Genomic DNA, 18,122 nt, shown 5'->3' on the forward strand with positions numbered 1-18,122 from the left:
ACATTTATCTTATACAACATTAAAGATTCTTAATCACCTTTTCAAGTTTCGACCTGATTTCGCCAGCAATTTCACTTAATTTGTCATTTTCAACCGCCAGCATCGAAGCCAACGGGTCAATGGCAGCTACTTCTGTTTTGCCATTGTCCAGTTCCTGCAAAATTACATTGCAGGGTAGCATAGCACCAATTTTGTCTTCAGCTTGTAGTGCTCTATGGGCAAATGGAGGATTGCAAGCCCCTAAAATCCGGTATTTTCTGAAATCGATATTTAGTTTCTTTTTTAATGTGGCCTGCACATCAATTTCGGTCAATACCCCGAAACCTTCTTTTTTCAGTTCTTCAGTAACTTTTTCTACTGCTTCTTCAAAAGCATAATCCGTAGTTTTTTCAAAATAGTATTTCATATCATGTGATTTTAAAAATTATTTAAAAAAATGAAACACCAAAGTGGTAAAAATTGGTGTTTCATTACCGCTTCATTTACCAGCAATTATTACGAAACGACATCATCATTTGCCTGCGTGAGTTCATGTCCATATTACCGGCATACCAGCAGTTTTCCGACATATCCCACCAACTGTAATTATTGTTGTTAAAGTAGGTAAGCTGCTTTTCAGTGAGAAGTTCTTTTACCTGAACTTTTGTTTCCAAATTGATGTCTTCAATTTTTTCTTCCTTAACCCTGATACTGCTCCTCAATGATTTTACCTTTTTAACATCCAGGTCGGGATTTGAATTAGCAGCCCGGTATTCCATCCTTAAATTGCGAAGCTCGTTTTCAATCGGCAGCTTTTTCTCGTAACTGTTTTTACGTAGCTCATTGATTTCCGTAATTTGTTCGGCTGATAAGGCATATTCCGCCGGGGTGTTGTAATTCCACCATTGGGCATCAGCGGTTGCCGACCAATTTGAGTTACAACAATGCGGCTGCGCCATTGCCTGCGATGCAGAAAAAATAATTAATCCCGCGATAAAAAAAGTCAATTTAAAATTTCTTGTTTTCATAACAAATAATTTTTAATGTTAAACATTCCAATAATTTCAACATCAAAATTACCAATAAGTTAGTGCAACACTATTGCAAAGTTTAATCACAGCGTGGACACACGCCGTTAATAATGAATTGCGCATTATCATAGGTGTATCCTTCAGGCAGTTTAATGTTGGGAATTGGAAGTTCTTTCATGCAACGTGTCCTGCCACAGCGCGTACAATAAAAATGAACATGCAGGTCATGTATATTACATGTACAATCCTCATCACAAACAGCATACTTCACCGAGCCTGAACCATCATCAACTGTATGCACGATGAAATTGTCTTCAAATGTTTTTAGCGCCCGGAAAATGGTTGAACGCTCCACTTTTTCAAATCGTTGCTCCAAATCTGCCAGGCTCAACGCTTTGCCCGAATCAGTAAGTGTTTTGTAAACCAATGTCCGCATGGCTGTTGGTTTGACGTTTTTCGATTCAAGTTTCTTTTCAATTTCATTATTATCCATTCCTACAAATATTTATGAGACAAATATTATTCGACGCTTTTATACCCCAAATTTACATAAAAATGTTTAATAACCTTACGGGATTTATCTTTACAACTTCAATTGCTGTACTACCCACATCTTTAATTACTTGACTCCTTCAAATACTTCAAAATAATTGGAATTGTTCTGAATTGTAAATTTGAAAATACATGAATTCATTTTTGGATTAAATCCCCCAAAATGATTGTCATTTTGATTGTGTTGGGTATTCATGTGATTGGTCCAGGCGTTCCATTGGTCAGTTCCCGCCCAGTTGCTGTTGCCCCAACCTTGATTCATATTTCCCCAGCAATTGCCATCGTTCATCCAGGCGTTATTTGTCCAACCGGATTGGCGGTTTGTGCAAAAATCATAATTATTGCGATTATGTCCATATTCAGCAAAAAAATCTTGTCCGGTATAACACACCATAATGCTGTCATAGTTTTGGTATAGTTGCATTGTAAAGGTTGAATCAAAATTGTAGGACAAACAATGCATACTAACTAAGCTATCGTTTATTAGCGTTACATTTAATGTCGCCGGACTGGACTGATTAGTAGCTGTACTCTTAAGAGTACCTGTATATGTGCCGATTACGCTGGAAGCTAAAGTATTATCCAAGGGTGTTTCTTCTTCCTTGTTACATGAATAAAAAAGGAATCCAACTACTGCTACCATTAAAAAAATAACTTTTGTATTTTTCATGCCAGTAAATAATTTATTTCGTTTCATTTTTCTATCCTCCTATTTTATTCCAATATAAATCCTGCATTTTTAACTTTTGCCTCCAATTCGCTATACGCAATTTGTTTTGGATTGTATTCAATCAGTACCTGGTTCGATTTACGATATAACTTAAAATCTTCAACACCTTTAATTCCGTTTAACAAAGTCGTCAATTTCACGTTATCACCTTCTTTATGCTCAACAAAACAGATTACGGTTTTTCTTTCATCAATTTTAATTGTAGTGATTTTATTATTATCATTAAGTTCAGCTTCTATATAGAGGGCAAAAGGTAAATCTGTCAATTTTGTTTCCTCCCCGTTGTATTTAACAGTCATGTTTTTGTCTATCTGAACCGGCATGCAAGCCTGTGTTCCTAAAACACATATTACAATTCCGTCGTCACCTAATTTTTCACCACCGACTGTTCCAATAATTTTTTCTGTTTCCTGCGCATAGATGTTCGCAATTGATACACCAAAAATCAAGACTGTTGCTTTGATTACATTTAATATCTTGTTCATTTTACTTTTTTTATAAATTTTAAGTTATTGTATGCGAAATTTTAGTTTGATTTCGCTTTTCTGAAAGCGGGCAAGTTGCCTTGCCTGCCTTCAAAAAAAGCATCTAAATCTGTTACAATCCTTTGCTATTCAGAAAGGAATTGATTTTATATGAACCACTTGACTGGTTGTATGCATGTAAGGCTGAATTTGAACTAAACAACAATTCCATTTCAGAATAAAGTGGGTCGTCAGCGGGAATAACATTATTGACTCTAAAATTACTTCCATATCTATTTTCCAAGTTTTAATATCCTGAAAGCCCCCCTGACCACAATTAAAAAAACAATTGCACCAATGATTAAATCAGGATACTTTGATTGGGTCAACAAAACCAATACTCCTGCTGCGATAACACCAGTATTGATAATAATATCATTCGATGTGAATATCATCGTGGCTTTCATGTGTGCTTCTTCACTTTTTGATTTTTGTAATAAATAAAGGCAAACGGAATTGGCAATTAATGCCAATATGGAAACAATAATCATGGTTTTGAAATCCGGCACAGCTTCGAAACTGATAAATCTGCGTATTACTTCTATAAGCCCAATCAATGCTAAAGCCAGTTGAAAATAGCCACTCAGCTTTGCCACTTTTTTCTTACGGAACACAGTTGAACCAACTGCCCAAAGGCTTAGGCCATAAACCAAAGCGTCTGCAAGCATATCCAGTGAATCGGCCACCAGCCCCATTGATTTTGAAATAAAACCCGTGCTGATTTCAATGATAAAAAAAGCAAAATTTATAATTAGAACTGTCCAAAGCAGTTTCGATTGTACTGATGAATCGTCCTTGAATTCATCCTGTTGGACAACAATGGTTTCTTTGTGTTCCGTGCCCAATTTGAGTTCTTTAAGGTGTTTTTCGATTTCCTCATTTTCTTCGGAATGAAACACGGTGAGCTTCCGGTTTTCAATATCGAACACCAAACTTTTAATTGTGGAAAGCCCTTCCAGCTTCATCCTGATAAGGGATTCTTCGGAAGGGCAATCCATTTTGCTGATGGTAAATACAGATTTGAACATGTTAACTATTCTTTATGTAACACCACGTTTAACGGAATAAAGACACCTACTTTCAAGCCCCAATTAATATCATCAACAGGTGTAAACAGGAATACAAAGGCATTTCCCACGTTACCCAATTTGAAATTGGGGCCGGTCTGAAGTATGAATTTTTTTTCATCAATCATATACTCTTCCGCCAAAACCCACGATACAGGAATCTTTTTGTCGAAGCCGACAAACCAATATTCGTTAAAATTGTAGATGGCGTTGGCAAAGGGCGTGTATCCTACCGAAAGATAGGTTTTATTATTAAACATGGCGCCTAACTCGGTATGGATACGTGTTATTTCCGTCTTGTTACCGTCAAAATCGTACATCACAAAAGGGTTAACACGTACCCCAGCAATTACTTTTAACCGTTCGCCCTCCTGTGCATCCACGGTGAATAACCAGAAAAGTACGAGGGTTAATAATAACAGTAGTTTTCTCATTTTATTAATTTTTTAAGATGTTTGTAACATTTATCTTATACAACATTAAAGATTCTTAATCACCTTTTCAAGTTTCGACCTGATTTCGCCAGCAATTTCACTTAATTTGTCATTTTCAACCGCCAGCATCGAAGCCAACGGGTCAATGGCAGCTACTTCTGTTTTGCCATTGTCCAGTTCCTGCAAAATTACATTGCAGGGTAGCATAGCACCAATTTTGTCTTCAGCTTGTAGTGCTCTATGGGCAAATGGAGGATTGCAAGCCCCTAAAATCCGGTATTTTCTGAAATCGATATTTAGTTTCTTTTTTAATGTGGCCTGCACATCAATTTCGGTCAATACCCCGAAACCTTCTTTTTTCAGTTCTTCAGTAACTTTTTCTACTGCTTCTTCAAAAGCATAATCCGTAGTTTTTTCAAAATAGTATTTCATATCATGTGATTTTAAAAATTATTTAAAAAAATGAAACACCAAAGTGGTAAAAATTGGTGTTTCATTACCGCTTCATTTACCAGCAATTATTACGAAACGACATCATCATTTGCCTGCGTGAGTTCATGTCCATATTACCGGCATACCAGCAGTTTTCCGACATATCCCACCAACTGTAATTATTGTTGTTAAAGTAGGTAAGCTGCTTTTCAGTGAGAAGTTCTTTTACCTGAACTTTTGTTTCCAAATTGATGTCTTCAATTTTTTCTTCCTTAACCCTGATACTGCTCCTCAATGATTTTACCTTTTTAACATCCAGGTCGGGATTTGAATTAGCAGCCCGGTATTCCATCCTTAAATTGCGAAGCTCGTTTTCAATCGGCAGCTTTTTCTCGTAACTGTTTTTACGTAGCTCATTGATTTCCGTAATTTGTTCGGCTGATAAGGCATATTCCGCCGGGGTGTTGTAATTCCACCATTGGGCATCAGCGGTTGCCGACCAATTTGAGTTACAACAATGCGGCTGCGCCATTGCCTGCGATGCAGAAAAAATAATTAATCCCGCGATAAAAAAAGTCAATTTAAAATTTCTTGTTTTCATAACAAATAATTTTTAATGTTAAACATTCCAATAATTTCAACATCAAAATTACCAATAAGTTAGTGCAACACTATTGCAAAGTTTAATCACAGCGTGGACACACGCCGTTAATAATGAATTGCGCATTATCATAGGTGTATCCTTCAGGCAGTTTAATGTTGGGAATTGGAAGTTCTTTCATGCAACGTGTCCTGCCACAGCGCGTACAATAAAAATGAACATGCAGGTCATGTATATTACATGTACAATCCTCATCACAAACAGCATACTTCACCGAGCCTGAACCATCATCAACTGTATGCACGATGAAATTGTCTTCAAATGTTTTTAGCGCCCGGAAAATGGTTGAACGCTCCACTTTTTCAAATCGTTGCTCCAAATCTGCCAGGCTCAACGCTTTGCCCGAATCAGTAAGTGTTTTGTAAACCAATGTCCGCATGGCTGTTGGTTTGACGTTTTTCGATTCAAGTTTCTTTTCAATTTCATTATTATCCATTCCTACAAATATTTATGAGACAAATATTATTCGACGCTTTTATACCCCAAATTTACATAAAAATGTTTAATAACCTTACGGGATTTATCTTTACAACTTCAATTGCTGTACTACCCACATCTTTAATTACTTGACTCCTTCAAATACTTCAAAATAATTGGAATTGTTCTGAATTGTAAATTTGAAAATACATGAATTCATTTTTGGATTAAATCCCCCAAAATGATTGTCATTTTGATTGTGTTGGGTATTCATGTGATTGGTCCAGGCGTTCCATTGGTCAGTTCCCGCCCAGTTGCTGTTGCCCCAACCTTGATTCATATTTCCCCAGCAATTGCCATCGTTCATCCAGGCGTTATTTGTCCAACCGGATTGGCGGTTTGTGCAAAAATCATAATTATTGCGATTATGTCCATATTCAGCAAAAAAATCTTGTCCGGTATAACACACCATAATGCTGTCATAGTTTTGGTATAGTTGCATTGTAAAGGTTGAATCAAAATTGTAGGACAAACAATGCATACTAACTAAGCTATCGTTTATTAGCGTTACATTTAATGTCGCCGGACTGGACTGATTAGTAGCTGTACTCTTAAGAGTACCTGTATATGTGCCGATTACGCTGGAAGCTAAAGTATTATCCAAGGGTGTTTCTTCTTCCTTGTTACATGAATAAAAAAGGAATCCAACTACTGCTACCATTAAAAAAATAACTTTTGTATTTTTCATGCCAGTAAATAATTTATTTCGTTTCATTTTTCTATCCTCCTATTTTATTCCAATATAAATCCTGCATTTTTAACTTTTGCCTCCAATTCGCTATACGCAATTTGTTTTGGATTGTATTCAATCAGTACCTGGTTCGATTTACGATATAACTTAAAATCTTCAACACCTTTAATTCCGTTTAACAAAGTCGTCAATTTCACGTTATCACCTTCTTTATGCTCAACAAAACAGATTACGGTTTTTCTTTCATCAATTTTAATTGTAGTGATTTTATTATTATCATTAAGTTCAGCTTCTATATAGAGGGCAAAAGGTAAATCTGTCAATTTTGTTTCCTCCCCGTTGTATTTAACAGTCATGTTTTTGTCTATCTGAACCGGCATGCAAGCCTGTGTTCCTAAAACACATATTACAATTCCGTCGTCACCTAATTTTTCACCACCGACTGTTCCAATAATTTTTTCTGTTTCCTGCGCATAGATGTTCGCAATTGATACACCAAAAATCAAGACTGTTGCTTTGATTACATTTAATATCTTGTTCATTTTACTTTTTTTATAAATTTTAAGTTATTGTATGCGAAATTTTAGTTTGATTTCGCTTTTCTGAAAGCGGGCAAGTTGCCTTGCCTGCCTTCAAAAAAAGCATCTAAATCTGTTACAATCCTTTGCTATTCAGAAAGGAATTGATTTTATATGAACCACTTGACTGGTTGTATGCATGTAAGGCTGAATTTGAACTAAACAACAATTCCATTTCAGAATAAAGTGGGTCGTCAGCGGGAATAACATTATTGACTCTAAAATTACTTCCATATCTATTTTCCAAGTTTTAATATCCTGAAAGCCCCCCTGACCACAATTAAAAAAACAATTGCACCAATGATTAAATCAGGATACTTTGATTGGGTCAACAAAACCAATACTCCTGCTGCGATAACACCAGTATTGATAATAATATCATTCGATGTGAATATCATCGTGGCTTTCATGTGTGCTTCTTCACTTTTTGATTTTTGTAATAAATAAAGGCAAACGGAATTGGCAATTAATGCCAATATGGAAACAATAATCATGGTTTTGAAATCCGGCGCAGCTTCGAAACTGATAAATCTGCGTATTACTTCTATAAGCCCAATCAATGCTAAAGCCAGTTGAAAATAGCCACTCAGCTTTGCCACTTTTTTCTTACGGAACACAGTTGAACCGACAGCCCAAAGGCTAAGACCATAAACAAGTGCATCTGCCAGCATATCCAACGAATCGGCAACCAAACCCATAGATTTAGAAATAAAACCCGTGGTAATTTCAATAATAAAAAATGCAAAGTTGATAATCAAAACCGTCCAAAGGAGTTTCGATTGTACCGATGAATTGTCCTTGAATTCATCCGCTTGGACAACAATTGTTTCTTGGAGTTGCGACCCTAAATTGAGTTCTTTCAGGTGATTCTCAATTTCAGAGCTTTCTTCAGAATGAAAGACAGTAAGTTTTCGGTTTTCAATATCGAACACCAAACTTTTAATCATGGAAAGCCCTTCGAGTTTCATCCTGATAAGGGTTTCCTCGGAAGGGCAATCCATTTTGGAAATTTTAAAGGTGCTTTTAAACATTGTGAATGACATGTTTTAATTTTTGTTGAACCTCATTTGCAACACCTGCCAATTTTTCATTTTCAACAGATTGCATTGATGCCATCGGGTCAACGGCAGCAATTTCTGTTTGGTTTTCTGAAATTTGTTGCACGATTACATTGCAAGGCAACATCGTACCGATTTTATCTTCTTCCTGTAATGCTTTGTAGGCAAAAGCAGGGTTACACGCACCAAGTATGCGGTACTTTCTGAAATCTACCCCCAATTTTTCTTTTAGTTTTTCGTGTATGTTGATTTCAGATAATACCCCGAAACCCTCCTTTTTGAGTTCTTCTGTTACCCTTTTTACTGCTTCTTCAAAAGAGCAATTCAATGTTTTTTCAAAATAGTATTTCATCGTTTTTGCTTTTAATGTGAATTATTTAAAAAGCAAGTTGCCCGATATATTAAGGCAACCTGCCCTTAAAGTTATAAATTATTTTTCTCCATTTCCCAAACCCGTTTTCACACGGTACACCTTTTCGACATCGGAAACATAAATTAACCCATCGCCTGGATTAAGTGTACACCCGTATTCACAGATTATAGCACAAATAGTATCAACATCTTCATCCTCTGCTACAATCTCAAGTTTAGCAATCTCACTGTCGGTAACAGAAAATTTCTGCGAAACAAATGTGTTTTCATCTTGCAGTTTTCCCGTACCTTCTGCCGAAGAAAGCGTAATGTTCTCAAAATCATTGTCGATTAAATGGTGAACAATTTCATTCACTTTATTTGGTCTTACAAATGCTTTTATTTCTTTCATAATTTTATTGTTTTAATCATCATCTCCGGTTTCTTCTTTCTTCATATCAGCCAATAAATAGTAGGCTGTATTCAAAACTACCTGTGTGTTATCAGGCAACGAATTTATCAAATGTATTTCCGTATATCCATCGTCTTTCAGTCCGGGAATAACTTCGACCATTCGGAAGGCCATACTATTTTCTTCCGCATTATCTTCATTGTCGGCATGGATTTCTTCATTTGCAGGTTCGTCCTTTTCTCGTTCTTCAAGAGCCTGATTGTCCAGTATAAAAATGAAGGATTTTGTCCCCTCCGTAACAATAGCATCATTGGGCAGAGCACGGGTATATTTTTCATCGGTATGCAAATGGCCAGAAATATACATTCCCGGGATAAGCCCCGAAACTTTTTCATTAATTTTTGCATGGATATGAACTGCCCTCGAATTGGCCTCAAACTCTTTTCCAATTGCAAAAACGGTTGCTGTTAACTCTTCTCCCGGACGGTTTGAAACCGTGAAATGCACTTTTTGGCCTTCTTTTACCAGATGCACATCTTTTTCATAAACCATAAAATCGGCATGAATTGCGGTGTTGTCAGTTATTTCAAGCAGTATGTCTTTTGCATCAACATAAGAGCCTACTTTTATATTAACTTCATTTACAAAACCGTTTATTGGTGAATTAATGTTTATGGTATTTGAAATATTGCCCTGCATAATTTTATCGGGCGAAAGATTCAGCAATTGCAGGCGTGATTTTAATCCTTCGTATTTTGCTTTTGCCGTATTGTATTCCGCTTTTGCCTGTTGGAAGTCTCGGCCTGCACCAACATTGTTTTCAAACAATTCTTTTTGGCGTTCAAATTCCTGTTCCAGAAATTCAAGCCTGTTGGCAACTTCGACAAAACTTTCCTGTAAGGCAATGTAATCCGGATGTTCAAGTACTACCAATAATTGCCCCTTGCTTACCCGGTCGCCATGGAATACTTTTATCTCTTTTACATTCCCGCCAATAACGGCTGTAATATCGGCGCTGTTTGCAGGAGGTACTTCGAGTTGCCCGTTTATCTTTACTACCGTGGTTAGGTTGCGCATTTGAAAAGACCCCAATTTTAATTTCAGGGCTTCCCGTTGGTTTTTATTTAATATCACAATGCCTTCGGGGCTATGTTCTTCGTGTTCTTCGCCTTCTCCGGCTGTTTTGTTTTTTGTGTTGCACGATATTAATGTGGCGATTGCCATCAATGCTATAATTATTTTTGTCTTCATCATTACTCAATTTTGTTGATTATTTACCTGTTATGAATTTTAATTGGGCAGACAATTCGAAGTATTCTGCCTGTTGCATTAAAAAGTCTTGTTTTGTCCGTATGGCTGCTTCTGTGTTCTGAATAAACTGGACATAGTCGATACTGCCTAAACGGTACGCCAGGTTGGAAGCCTGAATTTGTTCGTCGGCCAGAGGCAATGCTTCTTTTTGATAATAGTTGATAACCTGTTGCAAAGTAAGGTAACGGCTGATTTGCTGGTTGTACACGGCTTTCAGTTCCAGTTCCTTTTGCTCGTACTGTTGGTTTGCAATTTGGAAGTCAATTTTTGAAGCTTTGGTTTTGCCCGATTGTGAAAAGAAAGCCAGCGGGACAGAAATACCTACTTTCCATCCATAAAATCCTGAATTGCCGTCAACCGATTGCCATTTATAACCCAAGTCTAACTTTGGAAGGAAATTGGCCTTTTCAGCTTTCCACGCCGATTCTGCTACATCAATTCCGGTTGAATAGTAATCAAGTAAAGGGCTTGCACCCAAAGAATCAGTTCCTGAAACAAGTTCAAAAACATATTGTCCTAAATCCTGAGTATTCACATCAACAGCCCCCGGATATAGCAGGTATTGGTTAAGGATTTGCAAGCTTGCCAAATAGTTACTTTCGGCTTTCCTTAAATTCACCTGCAATTCTTTGTATTTGGCCGATGCCGAAAGATATTCGATTTTTGAAGTTGCCTGTGTATTGTAACGCAACTCCGCAGCTTTCTGAAAATCGGTGTACAAGGTGTCAAGGTCTTTAAATAGTTGCCATTGCTGTTTGGCATGGACTGCATTGTACCAGGCAAGACTAACATCACGAGCCAACGAATATTCGGTAAGTTCCTGACCGGATAAAGCTTGTTTTGTACGGCTGTTTGCAAGCTTGCTTTTAGCCGGTATGCCGAACAGGTCAATGTCTGTTTGTCCAATCCCGATTTTGTTTTGAATACCCGGTGCGTTGTTGCCTACTTCTTCTTTCCCGGTATAAATCGAAGTCGTTCCCAGTTCGTATGCCGTAGCTTTTAATGCTTCCTGTTTGTCAACTTCCAATTTGGCTGCCTTAATTGCCGGATAGTTTTCTTTTGCCCTTTCAATGGCTTGTGGCAATGTTATCGTAGAATCCTGCGCATTGGCATTTCCTGAAATTCCCAAACCTGCAATCACAACAAGAACGGTAAACATCCCTAAAGCTGTTTTTGGCATTTTTATTTTTTTAACGCCACTTTCAACAAATTTATAGAGAATAGGTAGCACAATAAGCGTCAACAAGGTTGATGTCAACATTCCTCCAATCACCACAGTAGCCAAAGGGCGTTGAACTTCTGCTCCTGCCGACGTGGAAACCGCCATAGGCAGAAAGCCCAGAATATCGGTTGAAGCTGTTAATAAAATTGGACGGATACGCCGGATTGAACCTTTTTTAATAATGTCGTTTATATGGAGTTTGCCTTCTTCTTTCAATTCATTAAAACCGCTAATCAACACTAAACCGTTAAGTACCGCAACGCCAAACAGGACGATAAAACCTACGCCAGCCGAAATACTAAAAGGCATATCACGCAAATAGAGCGAAAATATACCCCCAACAGCGGCAAACGGCACAGCCACATAAATCATTAGCGTTTGTTTAAACGACTTTACAGCGAAGAAAACCAACATGAAAATTAATGCCAAAGCAAGCGGAACAACCAGCGACAAGCGTTTTGATGCCCGTTCGAGGTTTTCGAAAGCGCCGCCGTAGCGGATATAATAGCCCGTAGGTAAATCCAGCTTTTCATCTAAGGTGGTTTGAATTTCTTCCACAAGTGATTTTACATCCCTACCCGAAACATTAATCCCTACATAAGTTCGCCGGTTGGTATTGTCGCGGCTGATTTGCATTGGCCCCGGCTGATAACTTATTTCTGCCACTTCTTTTAAAGGGATTTGATTACCGTCGGGCAGGTTGACAAAAAGGTTTCGGATGTCGTCAATGCTCTGTCGATGTTCCTCGTCCAGACGCACAACCAGGTCGAACATCCGCTCGCCTTCGTATATGCTTCCGGCAACGCCACCACTGAAAGCCGATTCAACTATGGTATTTAGTTCTTTAATTTTCAGGTTATACCTTCCAAGTTTGTTACGGTCGTAATGAACGGTTATCTGCGGCAATCCGCGTGTGGCTTCAGCTTTTACACCTGCCACGCCTTCAATTCCCGAAACCAGCCCGGCAATTTCTTCGGATTTGGCTGCCAGAATTTCTAAATCGTCGCCATAAAGTTTAACCGCAACATCTTCACGTATTCCGGTCAGCAATTCATTGAAACGCATTTCAATAGGCTGCGTAAATTCAAAATTTATACCCGGCAAAACACTTACTTTTTCCCTTACTTTTTCAATTAATTCGGCTTTCGATTCGGCTTGTGTCCACTGGTCTTTTGGTGTCAATATCACAAATATATCTGCAATGTCCAAAGGCATTGGGTCCATGGGTAAATCTGCCACACCAATCCTGCTTTGAATACTTTCTACTTCATCAGGAAAGTTTTCCAAGACAATTTGTTCCAGTCGGGTGGTAGTTTTTGTTACTTCGGTTAATGAAGTTCCCGGCTTTAAAAATGCCTGAAAAACAAAATCGCCTTCATCGAGTTTTGGGATAAATTCGGCTCCCATTCTGGTAAACAGAAAACCACCGGAAATTAACAGCACGAATGCGATGGTAATTACAATCCAACTCCTTTTAAGCGACCATCCGATTACAGGAGTATAAGTATTTTCGAGTTTTCCAATTATTTTATCGCCCCAGGTTTTTTTGTCTGTTTTTGGTGGTTGGAGGAATAAGGCTGCCATCATCGGAATGTACGTGAGGCACAAGATAACTACGCCCAAAACAGCAAAACCAAAGGTCATAGCCATCGGGATAAACATTTTGCCTTCGATACCTTGTAAGGCCAAAACGGGTATAAATACAATCAAAATAATCAGTTGCCCAAAAAATGCCGAGTTCATCATTTTACTTGCCGAATTATAGGCAATTTCGTTTCGTTTCGCCTGGTCGAGTTTTGTTCCGATAAGGTTTTTGCGATGGAGGTAAAATATCATGGCTTCAACAATAATTACTGCTCCATCAACCAATATCCCGAAATCGAGTGCCCCCAAGCTCATCAGGTTTGCCCACACCCCAAACAGGTTCATCATGATAAATGCAAATAGCAAGGCCAGCGGAATGGTTGATGCCACAATTAAACCGCTCCTTAAATTCCCGAGGAAGATAACCAGCACAAAAATAACAATCAGCGCACCCAACGACAGGTTTTCGGCAACGGTAGATGTGGTACTTTTAATGAGCTTGCTGCGGTCAAGAAAAGGTTTAATTTCAACACCATCAGGCAGTGATTTTTGAATTAAAGCCATCCGCTCTTTTACATCCTTAATCACATCGTTTGAGTTTTCGCCTTTCAGCATCATCACGATTCCGCCAACGGCCTCTCCCTTTCCATCTTTGGTAAAAGCACCATAACGGACAAAACTTCCGAATTTCACTTCTGCCACATCCCTGATGAAAATGGGTTGCCCGTCAATGTTTGCGACCAAAGTGTTTTTAATATCATCCAACGAACGCATCAACCCTTCGCCACGGATAAAGTTCGCCTGAAAGTTTTTCTCGATATATGCGCCGCCTGTATTCTGATTGTTGTCGTCAAGTGCTTCAAAAATATCCGAAATGGCTAAACCCATACTTCTGAGTTTATCGGGATTAACAGCGACTTCGTATTGTTTACCCCTGCCACCAAAAGAGTTTACTTCTACCACTCCGGGCAGCATAGCCATTTGCCGTTTTACAATCCATTCCTGCATGGTGCGCAGTTCCATGTCGTTATAAACGGTATCGTAACCGGGTTGCACTTCAAGCGTGTATTGATAAATTTCGCCTAATCCGGTGCTGATTGGCGCCATAAACGGTTCCCCAAATCCCTGTGGAATTTTTTCTTTCACTTCGGCTAAGGCTTCGCTTACCAATTGCCGGGGAAGGTAGGTTCCCATATTGTCCTCGAAAACTATTGTTACCACTGACAGCCCAAACCGGGAAACCGAACGAATTTCGATAACCCCCGGCAGGTTGGCCACCGATAGTTCCACCTGGTAGGTTACAAACTGCTCAATGTCTTCGGTGCCCAGGTTGGGCGCGGTGGTAATCACCTGCACCTGGTTGTTGGTAATGTCGGGCACGGCATCCAATGGCACTTTCGTCATGGAATATATTCCGCCAATAATCAGTCCGATTGTCATCAGCCCGATAAGTGCCTTATTCTTTATTGAAAAGGATATTATACTGTTTATCATTTGATTTCTATAAATTTTTAATGTGAATACGATTAATTATAATGAGCTAAAATCCATGTGCTTGTTCATGGAAACCCCATTATATCATGGCAATGAAATGATACATGAGCTTAATGCTCAGCTGTAGAGAAAGAAGAAATGAATTATATTTTGGGCGGTTGCCAGATAGATGCAACAGGGCTTGAAAACGAAGATTCTTTCAATTTAACATCTAAAGTACTTTCTACTAAATTGGTAAAGGAAATACTAAAAAAAGATGGGAAAGAAAGGGTCTGGCAACAATGACAAAAACAAAACGGGGAACATAAATCAACATTATTTGTGTGATTTTGGCTTTGTTCTGATAATTCCAGCGTAACAGAATTTGAATTGGAAGCATGTACATCATTGCATGGTATGGCTGTTAAAACCATTACATACATTGATAATATTACTGTTACATATTTCATCTGAAAATTATTGTCATTTATAAAGTACAACAGCAAAGATACTCAAAAGTTGATGCAACCGGGTTGCAAAGTTATTTTTTGCAATTTGAACAAATACCTTTGACAACAAAGTTTGCACTGGAAAATTCAAATCCATTGGGTAAGTCTGGCTGGGGAACAGGTAAATCTTTCATACAATACGTTTTTCCGCATTTGTTGCATAAAAAATGAACATGTAAATGTTCTGGTTCGCAAGTGCAAAAATCTTCGCAAAGTGCGTATCTTAAAGAGCCAGAGCCATCTTCAATTGAATGAATGAGTTGATGTTCCTGGAAAGTTTTTAAAGTTCTATATAACGTTGCTTTATCAGCTTTTTCAAATTTTTGTTCTAATTCAGGCAAACTAATAGCCGTTTTTTGTTCTGTTAGAACTTGCAAAACCAATTGTCGCATTGCAGTTGGTTTGATGTTTTTTAAGTTGAGTTTGTTGTCTATTTCCTTTTTCATTTTGTCGGTTCATTTCTTAATAGCTCAAAAGTAACAATTCAGCACGAGTGTGTAGGCAAAATTGCAGCTCTTTTACAAGCCTTTGGTTTGGGCGTTGGCTTGTGGGGGCTTGGAAATGTGCTGCAATGTGGGGTGGGGTTTCTTTCCTTTTTTTGCGGGGGGAGAAAAAAAACAAAATAAATTCCATCAAATTTGCACCGACTTGTCAAAGAGCTAAATATTTTAATCTGCTTGTTTTAAACTGCACCTATCAGTCTTGAAGGTTCTCTTTTTTCGCCTTGTTGCTAACGGTCGGCGGTATGAAACGTTGCGCATTTTGAAACACAAACTTATCAGCCCGCTAAGCTGTTGATTAAATGTTATATTGCTCAAATATAGCACTATCCGCGCAATGTTTTATGACCGCGTGTTAGGGGCTGGTGTTCATTCATTTCTGTCTGTTTATCAATTATTTAGCTGTCATTTCACTGTCTTTTTCAATCCGCACCAACCTATCCACGAAGCACAAATTTATTTTGCTTTTTTGTGGGAGGGCAACCCTAAAACCGCCCTTAAAGGCGGTTACTTGGGCTGGCTTTGTAAGCTCTTTGGTAAGCTTTGGTCGTGTGTTTGCTTGTGGGGCTTGCCAATGTGCTAACAAATAGGGTGGGCTTTCTAATGATTTTAAGAACTAAATTTTATATAAACAAAAATTCAACAACATTGCCCAGATTGAATGGGAGGACACTTTTCTGTTCCATACGAACAAAACACGCAACAATCGCCCTGTTTTGGTTTTAAAACGGTATGGCAATTTTTACATTCATAAAAGAACTGGCAGGAACCCTCCGGCATTTCTTCTTCTTTTTGATGCCCGCAATTTGGGCAGGTTATGATTGAATGGTATTGAATTTTCATTTCTTTAAAGTTTTCAACAAACAGTTTTGCATTCTTTTTCAATCCTTTCATTCTCAATTTGAAAGGTTGTGTGTCCTATCCCGAATTCGTGTTCAAGTTTCTCCTGTAATTCAGCAATAAATTTATCATGATACCCTTTGGGCATTATCAGGTGGGCGGTTAAAGCTATTTGGGTGGTGCTCATTGCCCAAACATGTAGGTCGTGAATTTCTTCAACACCTTTTTGTGCCAACAGTAATTCCCTGACTTTTTCGAGGTTGATGTTTTTAGGTACGGCATCCAGCGCCAAATCTATGGAATCGGTAAACAAGCGCCAGGTGCCCCAAAGGATGACCAGGATGATGATAAAACTCATTACCGGGTCAATCCATTCGATTCCGGTGAGGTTAATCAATAATCCGGCAACAACCACTCCCAACGACACCCCGGCATCGGCAGCCATGTGCAGGAATGCTCCTTTGATGTTCAGGTCGACTTTTTGGCCTTTCATAAACAGCAAAGCCGTAATGGTATTGATTACCACGCCTATTCCGGCAACAATCATCACTTGAGTACCTGCCACGGGTTCGGGATTTTTGAATTTCCCTATGGCATCCCAACCGATGGCTATTACTGCTCCAAAAAGCAATAGCGCATTGAGTATCGATACAAGGATGGTTGTTTTTCGAAGACCGTATGTATATTTCCCTTTTGGCTTTATAGAAGCAAGCCGGATTGCTGCCCAGGCAAAAATCAAACACAGAACGTCGCTGGCATTGTGACCTGCATCGGCTAATAATGCTGATGAGTTGGCTGCCAGACCATAAAATATTTCAACAGCAACAAAGGCGATGTTTAAACCAATGCCAATGGCAAAAGCTTTTCCGTAACTTTTTTGCGTAGTATGTTCATGCGCGTGTGCCATAATTGATTACTTCGAAAGTTTTAAAATCCTCACTGCCCCGCGCATCACAAAGGTGAAAACAATGCCACCAATGACCAAATCAGGCCATTTGCTGTTTAGTAAATACACCAGCATACCGGCCAGGATAACCCCGCCGTTCACGATGATGTCGTTGGAGGTGAATATGGCGCTGGCCTGCATGTGCGCTTCTTTGCTTTTGGCTTTGTTGATGAGCCACAACGAAACCAGGTTTCCGGCAAGCGCCAGGATGGAAACAATAATCATCCACTGAAAAAGGGGCGTTTCGCTATTGCTGAAAAAACGTCGCAGCACTTCGGCAAAACCCAGCGTAGCCAGCCCCATCTGGAAATACCCGCTGATTTTGGCTACTTTTTTCTTTCGTGAAATGGCCGCACCCACTGCAAAAAGGCTGAGCCCGTAAACAATAGAATCAGCCAGCATGTCCAGAGAATCGGCCACAAGTCCCATGGAGTGCGAAATCCAGCCTGTGGTAATTTCCACCACGAAAAAGGTAAAATTGATGCCCAGCACCCACCAGAGTATTTTCAGCTGTTGTGAATCGTGTGCACCGGGCGGTAATTCCGTTTCGGTAGTATTTCCGAGTTTGTCACCTAATTTTAGCTGGCTGATTGCCTGGTGGATTTCATCCACAGGGCCTGAATGATATACCTCCAGCTTCCGGTTTTCAATATCAAAAACTAGGTTTTTAACGGATGAAATCCCTTCCAGCTTCATCCTGATAAGGGATTCTTCGGAAGGGCAGTCCATTTTACTGATGGTAAATACAGATTTGAACATG

General features: G+C 38.9%; 22 protein-coding genes. All 22 read right to left on the reverse strand.

All coding sequences use genetic code 11. From position 1 onward, the window contains the following. Nucleotides 1–19: 19 nt before the first annotated feature. Nucleotides 20–406 carry a DUF302 domain-containing protein gene (locus AB6811_RS03875; RefSeq protein ID WP_369489137.1) on the reverse strand — a complete coding sequence of 129 codons (387 nt, stop codon included), beginning with the start codon at nucleotides 404–406 and terminating at the stop codon, nucleotides 20–22. Nucleotides 407–482: 76 nt separating this feature from the next. Then, nucleotides 483–1,007 carry a hypothetical protein gene (locus AB6811_RS03880; protein ID WP_369489138.1) on the reverse strand — a complete coding sequence of 175 codons (525 nt, stop codon included), beginning with the start codon at nucleotides 1,005–1,007 and terminating at the stop codon, nucleotides 483–485. An 82-nt stretch (nucleotides 1,008–1,089) separates the two neighbouring features. Then, on the reverse strand, nucleotides 1,090–1,503 hold the full coding sequence (locus tag AB6811_RS03885; protein ID WP_369489139.1) for a Fur family transcriptional regulator: 414 nt from the start codon (nucleotides 1,501–1,503) through the stop codon (nucleotides 1,090–1,092). Between the two features lie 126 nt (nucleotides 1,504–1,629). Then, nucleotides 1,630–2,259, reverse strand: a complete 630-nt coding sequence (locus AB6811_RS03890) for a hypothetical protein (protein ID WP_214043132.1) — start codon at nucleotides 2,257–2,259, stop codon at nucleotides 1,630–1,632. 17 nt (nucleotides 2,260–2,276) lie between these two features. Further along, nucleotides 2,277–2,777: a hypothetical protein gene (locus tag AB6811_RS03895; protein WP_369489140.1), complete on the reverse strand. Its 501-nt coding sequence runs from the start codon at nucleotides 2,775–2,777 to the stop codon at nucleotides 2,277–2,279. Between the two features lie 272 nt (nucleotides 2,778–3,049). Further along, on the reverse strand, nucleotides 3,050–3,844 hold the full coding sequence (locus tag AB6811_RS03900; RefSeq protein ID WP_369489135.1) for a cation efflux transmembrane domain-containing protein: 795 nt from the start codon (nucleotides 3,842–3,844) through the stop codon (nucleotides 3,050–3,052). Nucleotides 3,845–3,849: 5 nt separating this feature from the next. Further along, nucleotides 3,850–4,317, reverse strand: a complete 468-nt coding sequence (locus AB6811_RS03905; protein WP_369489136.1) for a hypothetical protein — start codon at nucleotides 4,315–4,317, stop codon at nucleotides 3,850–3,852. Between the two features lie 45 nt (nucleotides 4,318–4,362). Beyond that, complete coding sequence (locus tag AB6811_RS03910; protein WP_369489137.1) at nucleotides 4,363–4,749, reverse strand: DUF302 domain-containing protein; 387 nt, start codon at nucleotides 4,747–4,749, stop codon at nucleotides 4,363–4,365. A 76-nt stretch (nucleotides 4,750–4,825) separates the two neighbouring features. Continuing rightward, a complete protein-coding gene (locus AB6811_RS03915) occupies nucleotides 4,826–5,350 on the reverse strand; it encodes a hypothetical protein (protein WP_369489138.1) in 525 nt (174 codons plus the stop codon). 82 nt (nucleotides 5,351–5,432) lie between these two features. After that, on the reverse strand, nucleotides 5,433–5,846 hold the full coding sequence (locus AB6811_RS03920; protein WP_369489139.1) for a Fur family transcriptional regulator: 414 nt from the start codon (nucleotides 5,844–5,846) through the stop codon (nucleotides 5,433–5,435). Nucleotides 5,847–5,972: 126 nt separating this feature from the next. Continuing rightward, entirely contained in the window at nucleotides 5,973–6,602 is a 630-nt protein-coding gene (locus AB6811_RS03925; protein ID WP_214043132.1) for a hypothetical protein, read from the reverse strand. A 17-nt stretch (nucleotides 6,603–6,619) separates the two neighbouring features. Then, a complete protein-coding gene (locus AB6811_RS03930; RefSeq protein ID WP_369489140.1) occupies nucleotides 6,620–7,120 on the reverse strand; it encodes a hypothetical protein in 501 nt (166 codons plus the stop codon). A gap of 272 nt (nucleotides 7,121–7,392) precedes the next feature. Further along, entirely contained in the window at nucleotides 7,393–8,199 is an 807-nt protein-coding gene (locus tag AB6811_RS03935; protein WP_369489141.1) for a cation efflux transmembrane domain-containing protein, read from the reverse strand. Beyond that, complete coding sequence (locus AB6811_RS03940) at nucleotides 8,180–8,566, reverse strand: DUF302 domain-containing protein (RefSeq protein ID WP_116496663.1); 387 nt, start codon at nucleotides 8,564–8,566, stop codon at nucleotides 8,180–8,182. The genes AB6811_RS03935 and AB6811_RS03940 overlap by 20 nt, the downstream gene beginning before the upstream one ends. Before the next feature lie 78 nt (nucleotides 8,567–8,644). Further along, nucleotides 8,645–8,977 (reverse strand): P-II family nitrogen regulator, encoded by a 333-nt coding sequence (locus AB6811_RS03945; RefSeq protein ID WP_321774021.1) that lies wholly within the window; start codon nucleotides 8,975–8,977, stop codon nucleotides 8,645–8,647. A gap of 12 nt (nucleotides 8,978–8,989) precedes the next feature. After that, nucleotides 8,990–10,228: an efflux RND transporter periplasmic adaptor subunit gene (locus tag AB6811_RS03950; RefSeq protein WP_369489142.1), complete on the reverse strand. Its 1,239-nt coding sequence runs from the start codon at nucleotides 10,226–10,228 to the stop codon at nucleotides 8,990–8,992. 19 nt (nucleotides 10,229–10,247) lie between these two features. Further along, on the reverse strand, nucleotides 10,248–14,588 hold the full coding sequence (locus AB6811_RS03955) for a CusA/CzcA family heavy metal efflux RND transporter (RefSeq protein WP_369489143.1): 4,341 nt from the start codon (nucleotides 14,586–14,588) through the stop codon (nucleotides 10,248–10,250). A 143-nt stretch (nucleotides 14,589–14,731) separates the two neighbouring features. Further along, on the reverse strand, nucleotides 14,732–15,037 hold the full coding sequence (locus tag AB6811_RS03960; protein ID WP_369489144.1) for a DUF6660 family protein: 306 nt from the start codon (nucleotides 15,035–15,037) through the stop codon (nucleotides 14,732–14,734). A gap of 71 nt (nucleotides 15,038–15,108) precedes the next feature. After that, nucleotides 15,109–15,522 carry a Fur family transcriptional regulator gene (locus AB6811_RS03965; protein ID WP_116496670.1) on the reverse strand — a complete coding sequence of 138 codons (414 nt, stop codon included), beginning with the start codon at nucleotides 15,520–15,522 and terminating at the stop codon, nucleotides 15,109–15,111. A 693-nt stretch (nucleotides 15,523–16,215) separates the two neighbouring features. Further along, nucleotides 16,216–16,470: a GDCCVxC domain-containing (seleno)protein gene (locus AB6811_RS03970; RefSeq protein ID WP_500812345.1), complete on the reverse strand. Its 255-nt coding sequence runs from the start codon at nucleotides 16,468–16,470 to the stop codon at nucleotides 16,216–16,218. Then, nucleotides 16,433–17,323: a cation diffusion facilitator family transporter gene (locus AB6811_RS03975; RefSeq protein WP_369489145.1), complete on the reverse strand. Its 891-nt coding sequence runs from the start codon at nucleotides 17,321–17,323 to the stop codon at nucleotides 16,433–16,435. Before AB6811_RS03975 ends, AB6811_RS03970 begins: the two co-directional genes overlap by 38 nt. A gap of 6 nt (nucleotides 17,324–17,329) precedes the next feature. Beyond that, on the reverse strand, nucleotides 17,330–18,121 hold the full coding sequence (locus tag AB6811_RS03980) for a cation efflux transmembrane domain-containing protein (protein ID WP_016778468.1): 792 nt from the start codon (nucleotides 18,119–18,121) through the stop codon (nucleotides 17,330–17,332). Between the last annotated feature and the right edge of the window lies 1 nt (nucleotide 18,122).

Source organism: Tenuifilum sp. 4138str (assembly GCF_041102575.1).
Taxonomy (GTDB): domain Bacteria; phylum Bacteroidota; class Bacteroidia; order Bacteroidales; family Tenuifilaceae; genus Tenuifilum; species Tenuifilum osseticum.

Coding starts and splice junctions, on each gene's coding strand:
- AB6811_RS03875 (WP_369489137.1), bottom strand. CDS start 406: ATGAAATACTATTTTGAAAAAACTACGGATTATGCTTTTGAAGAAGCA.
- AB6811_RS03880 (WP_369489138.1), bottom strand. CDS start 1,007: ATGAAAACAAGAAATTTTAAATTGACTTTTTTTATCGCGGGATTAATT.
- AB6811_RS03885 (WP_369489139.1), bottom strand. CDS start 1,503: ATGGATAATAATGAAATTGAAAAGAAACTTGAATCGAAAAACGTCAAA.
- AB6811_RS03890 (WP_214043132.1), bottom strand. CDS start 2,259: ATGAAACGAAATAAATTATTTACTGGCATGAAAAATACAAAAGTTATT.
- AB6811_RS03895 (WP_369489140.1), bottom strand. CDS start 2,777: ATGAACAAGATATTAAATGTAATCAAAGCAACAGTCTTGATTTTTGGT.
- AB6811_RS03900 (WP_369489135.1), bottom strand. CDS start 3,844: ATGTTCAAATCTGTATTTACCATCAGCAAAATGGATTGCCCTTCCGAA.
- AB6811_RS03905 (WP_369489136.1), bottom strand. CDS start 4,317: ATGAGAAAACTACTGTTATTATTAACCCTCGTACTTTTCTGGTTATTC.
- AB6811_RS03910 (WP_369489137.1), bottom strand. CDS start 4,749: ATGAAATACTATTTTGAAAAAACTACGGATTATGCTTTTGAAGAAGCA.
- AB6811_RS03915 (WP_369489138.1), bottom strand. CDS start 5,350: ATGAAAACAAGAAATTTTAAATTGACTTTTTTTATCGCGGGATTAATT.
- AB6811_RS03920 (WP_369489139.1), bottom strand. CDS start 5,846: ATGGATAATAATGAAATTGAAAAGAAACTTGAATCGAAAAACGTCAAA.
- AB6811_RS03925 (WP_214043132.1), bottom strand. CDS start 6,602: ATGAAACGAAATAAATTATTTACTGGCATGAAAAATACAAAAGTTATT.
- AB6811_RS03930 (WP_369489140.1), bottom strand. CDS start 7,120: ATGAACAAGATATTAAATGTAATCAAAGCAACAGTCTTGATTTTTGGT.
- AB6811_RS03935 (WP_369489141.1), bottom strand. CDS start 8,199: ATGTCATTCACAATGTTTAAAAGCACCTTTAAAATTTCCAAAATGGAT.
- AB6811_RS03940 (WP_116496663.1), bottom strand. CDS start 8,566: ATGAAATACTATTTTGAAAAAACATTGAATTGCTCTTTTGAAGAAGCA.
- AB6811_RS03945 (WP_321774021.1), bottom strand. CDS start 8,977: ATGAAAGAAATAAAAGCATTTGTAAGACCAAATAAAGTGAATGAAATT.
- AB6811_RS03950 (WP_369489142.1), bottom strand. CDS start 10,228: ATGAAGACAAAAATAATTATAGCATTGATGGCAATCGCCACATTAATA.
- AB6811_RS03955 (WP_369489143.1), bottom strand. CDS start 14,588: ATGATAAACAGTATAATATCCTTTTCAATAAAGAATAAGGCACTTATC.
- AB6811_RS03960 (WP_369489144.1), bottom strand. CDS start 15,037: ATGAAATATGTAACAGTAATATTATCAATGTATGTAATGGTTTTAACA.
- AB6811_RS03965 (WP_116496670.1), bottom strand. CDS start 15,522: ATGAAAAAGGAAATAGACAACAAACTCAACTTAAAAAACATCAAACCA.
- AB6811_RS03970 (WP_500812345.1), bottom strand. CDS start 16,470: ATGAAAGGATTGAAAAAGAATGCAAAACTGTTTGTTGAAAACTTTAAA.
- AB6811_RS03975 (WP_369489145.1), bottom strand. CDS start 17,323: ATGGCACACGCGCATGAACATACTACGCAAAAAAGTTACGGAAAAGCT.
- AB6811_RS03980 (WP_016778468.1), bottom strand. CDS start 18,121: ATGTTCAAATCTGTATTTACCATCAGTAAAATGGACTGCCCTTCCGAA.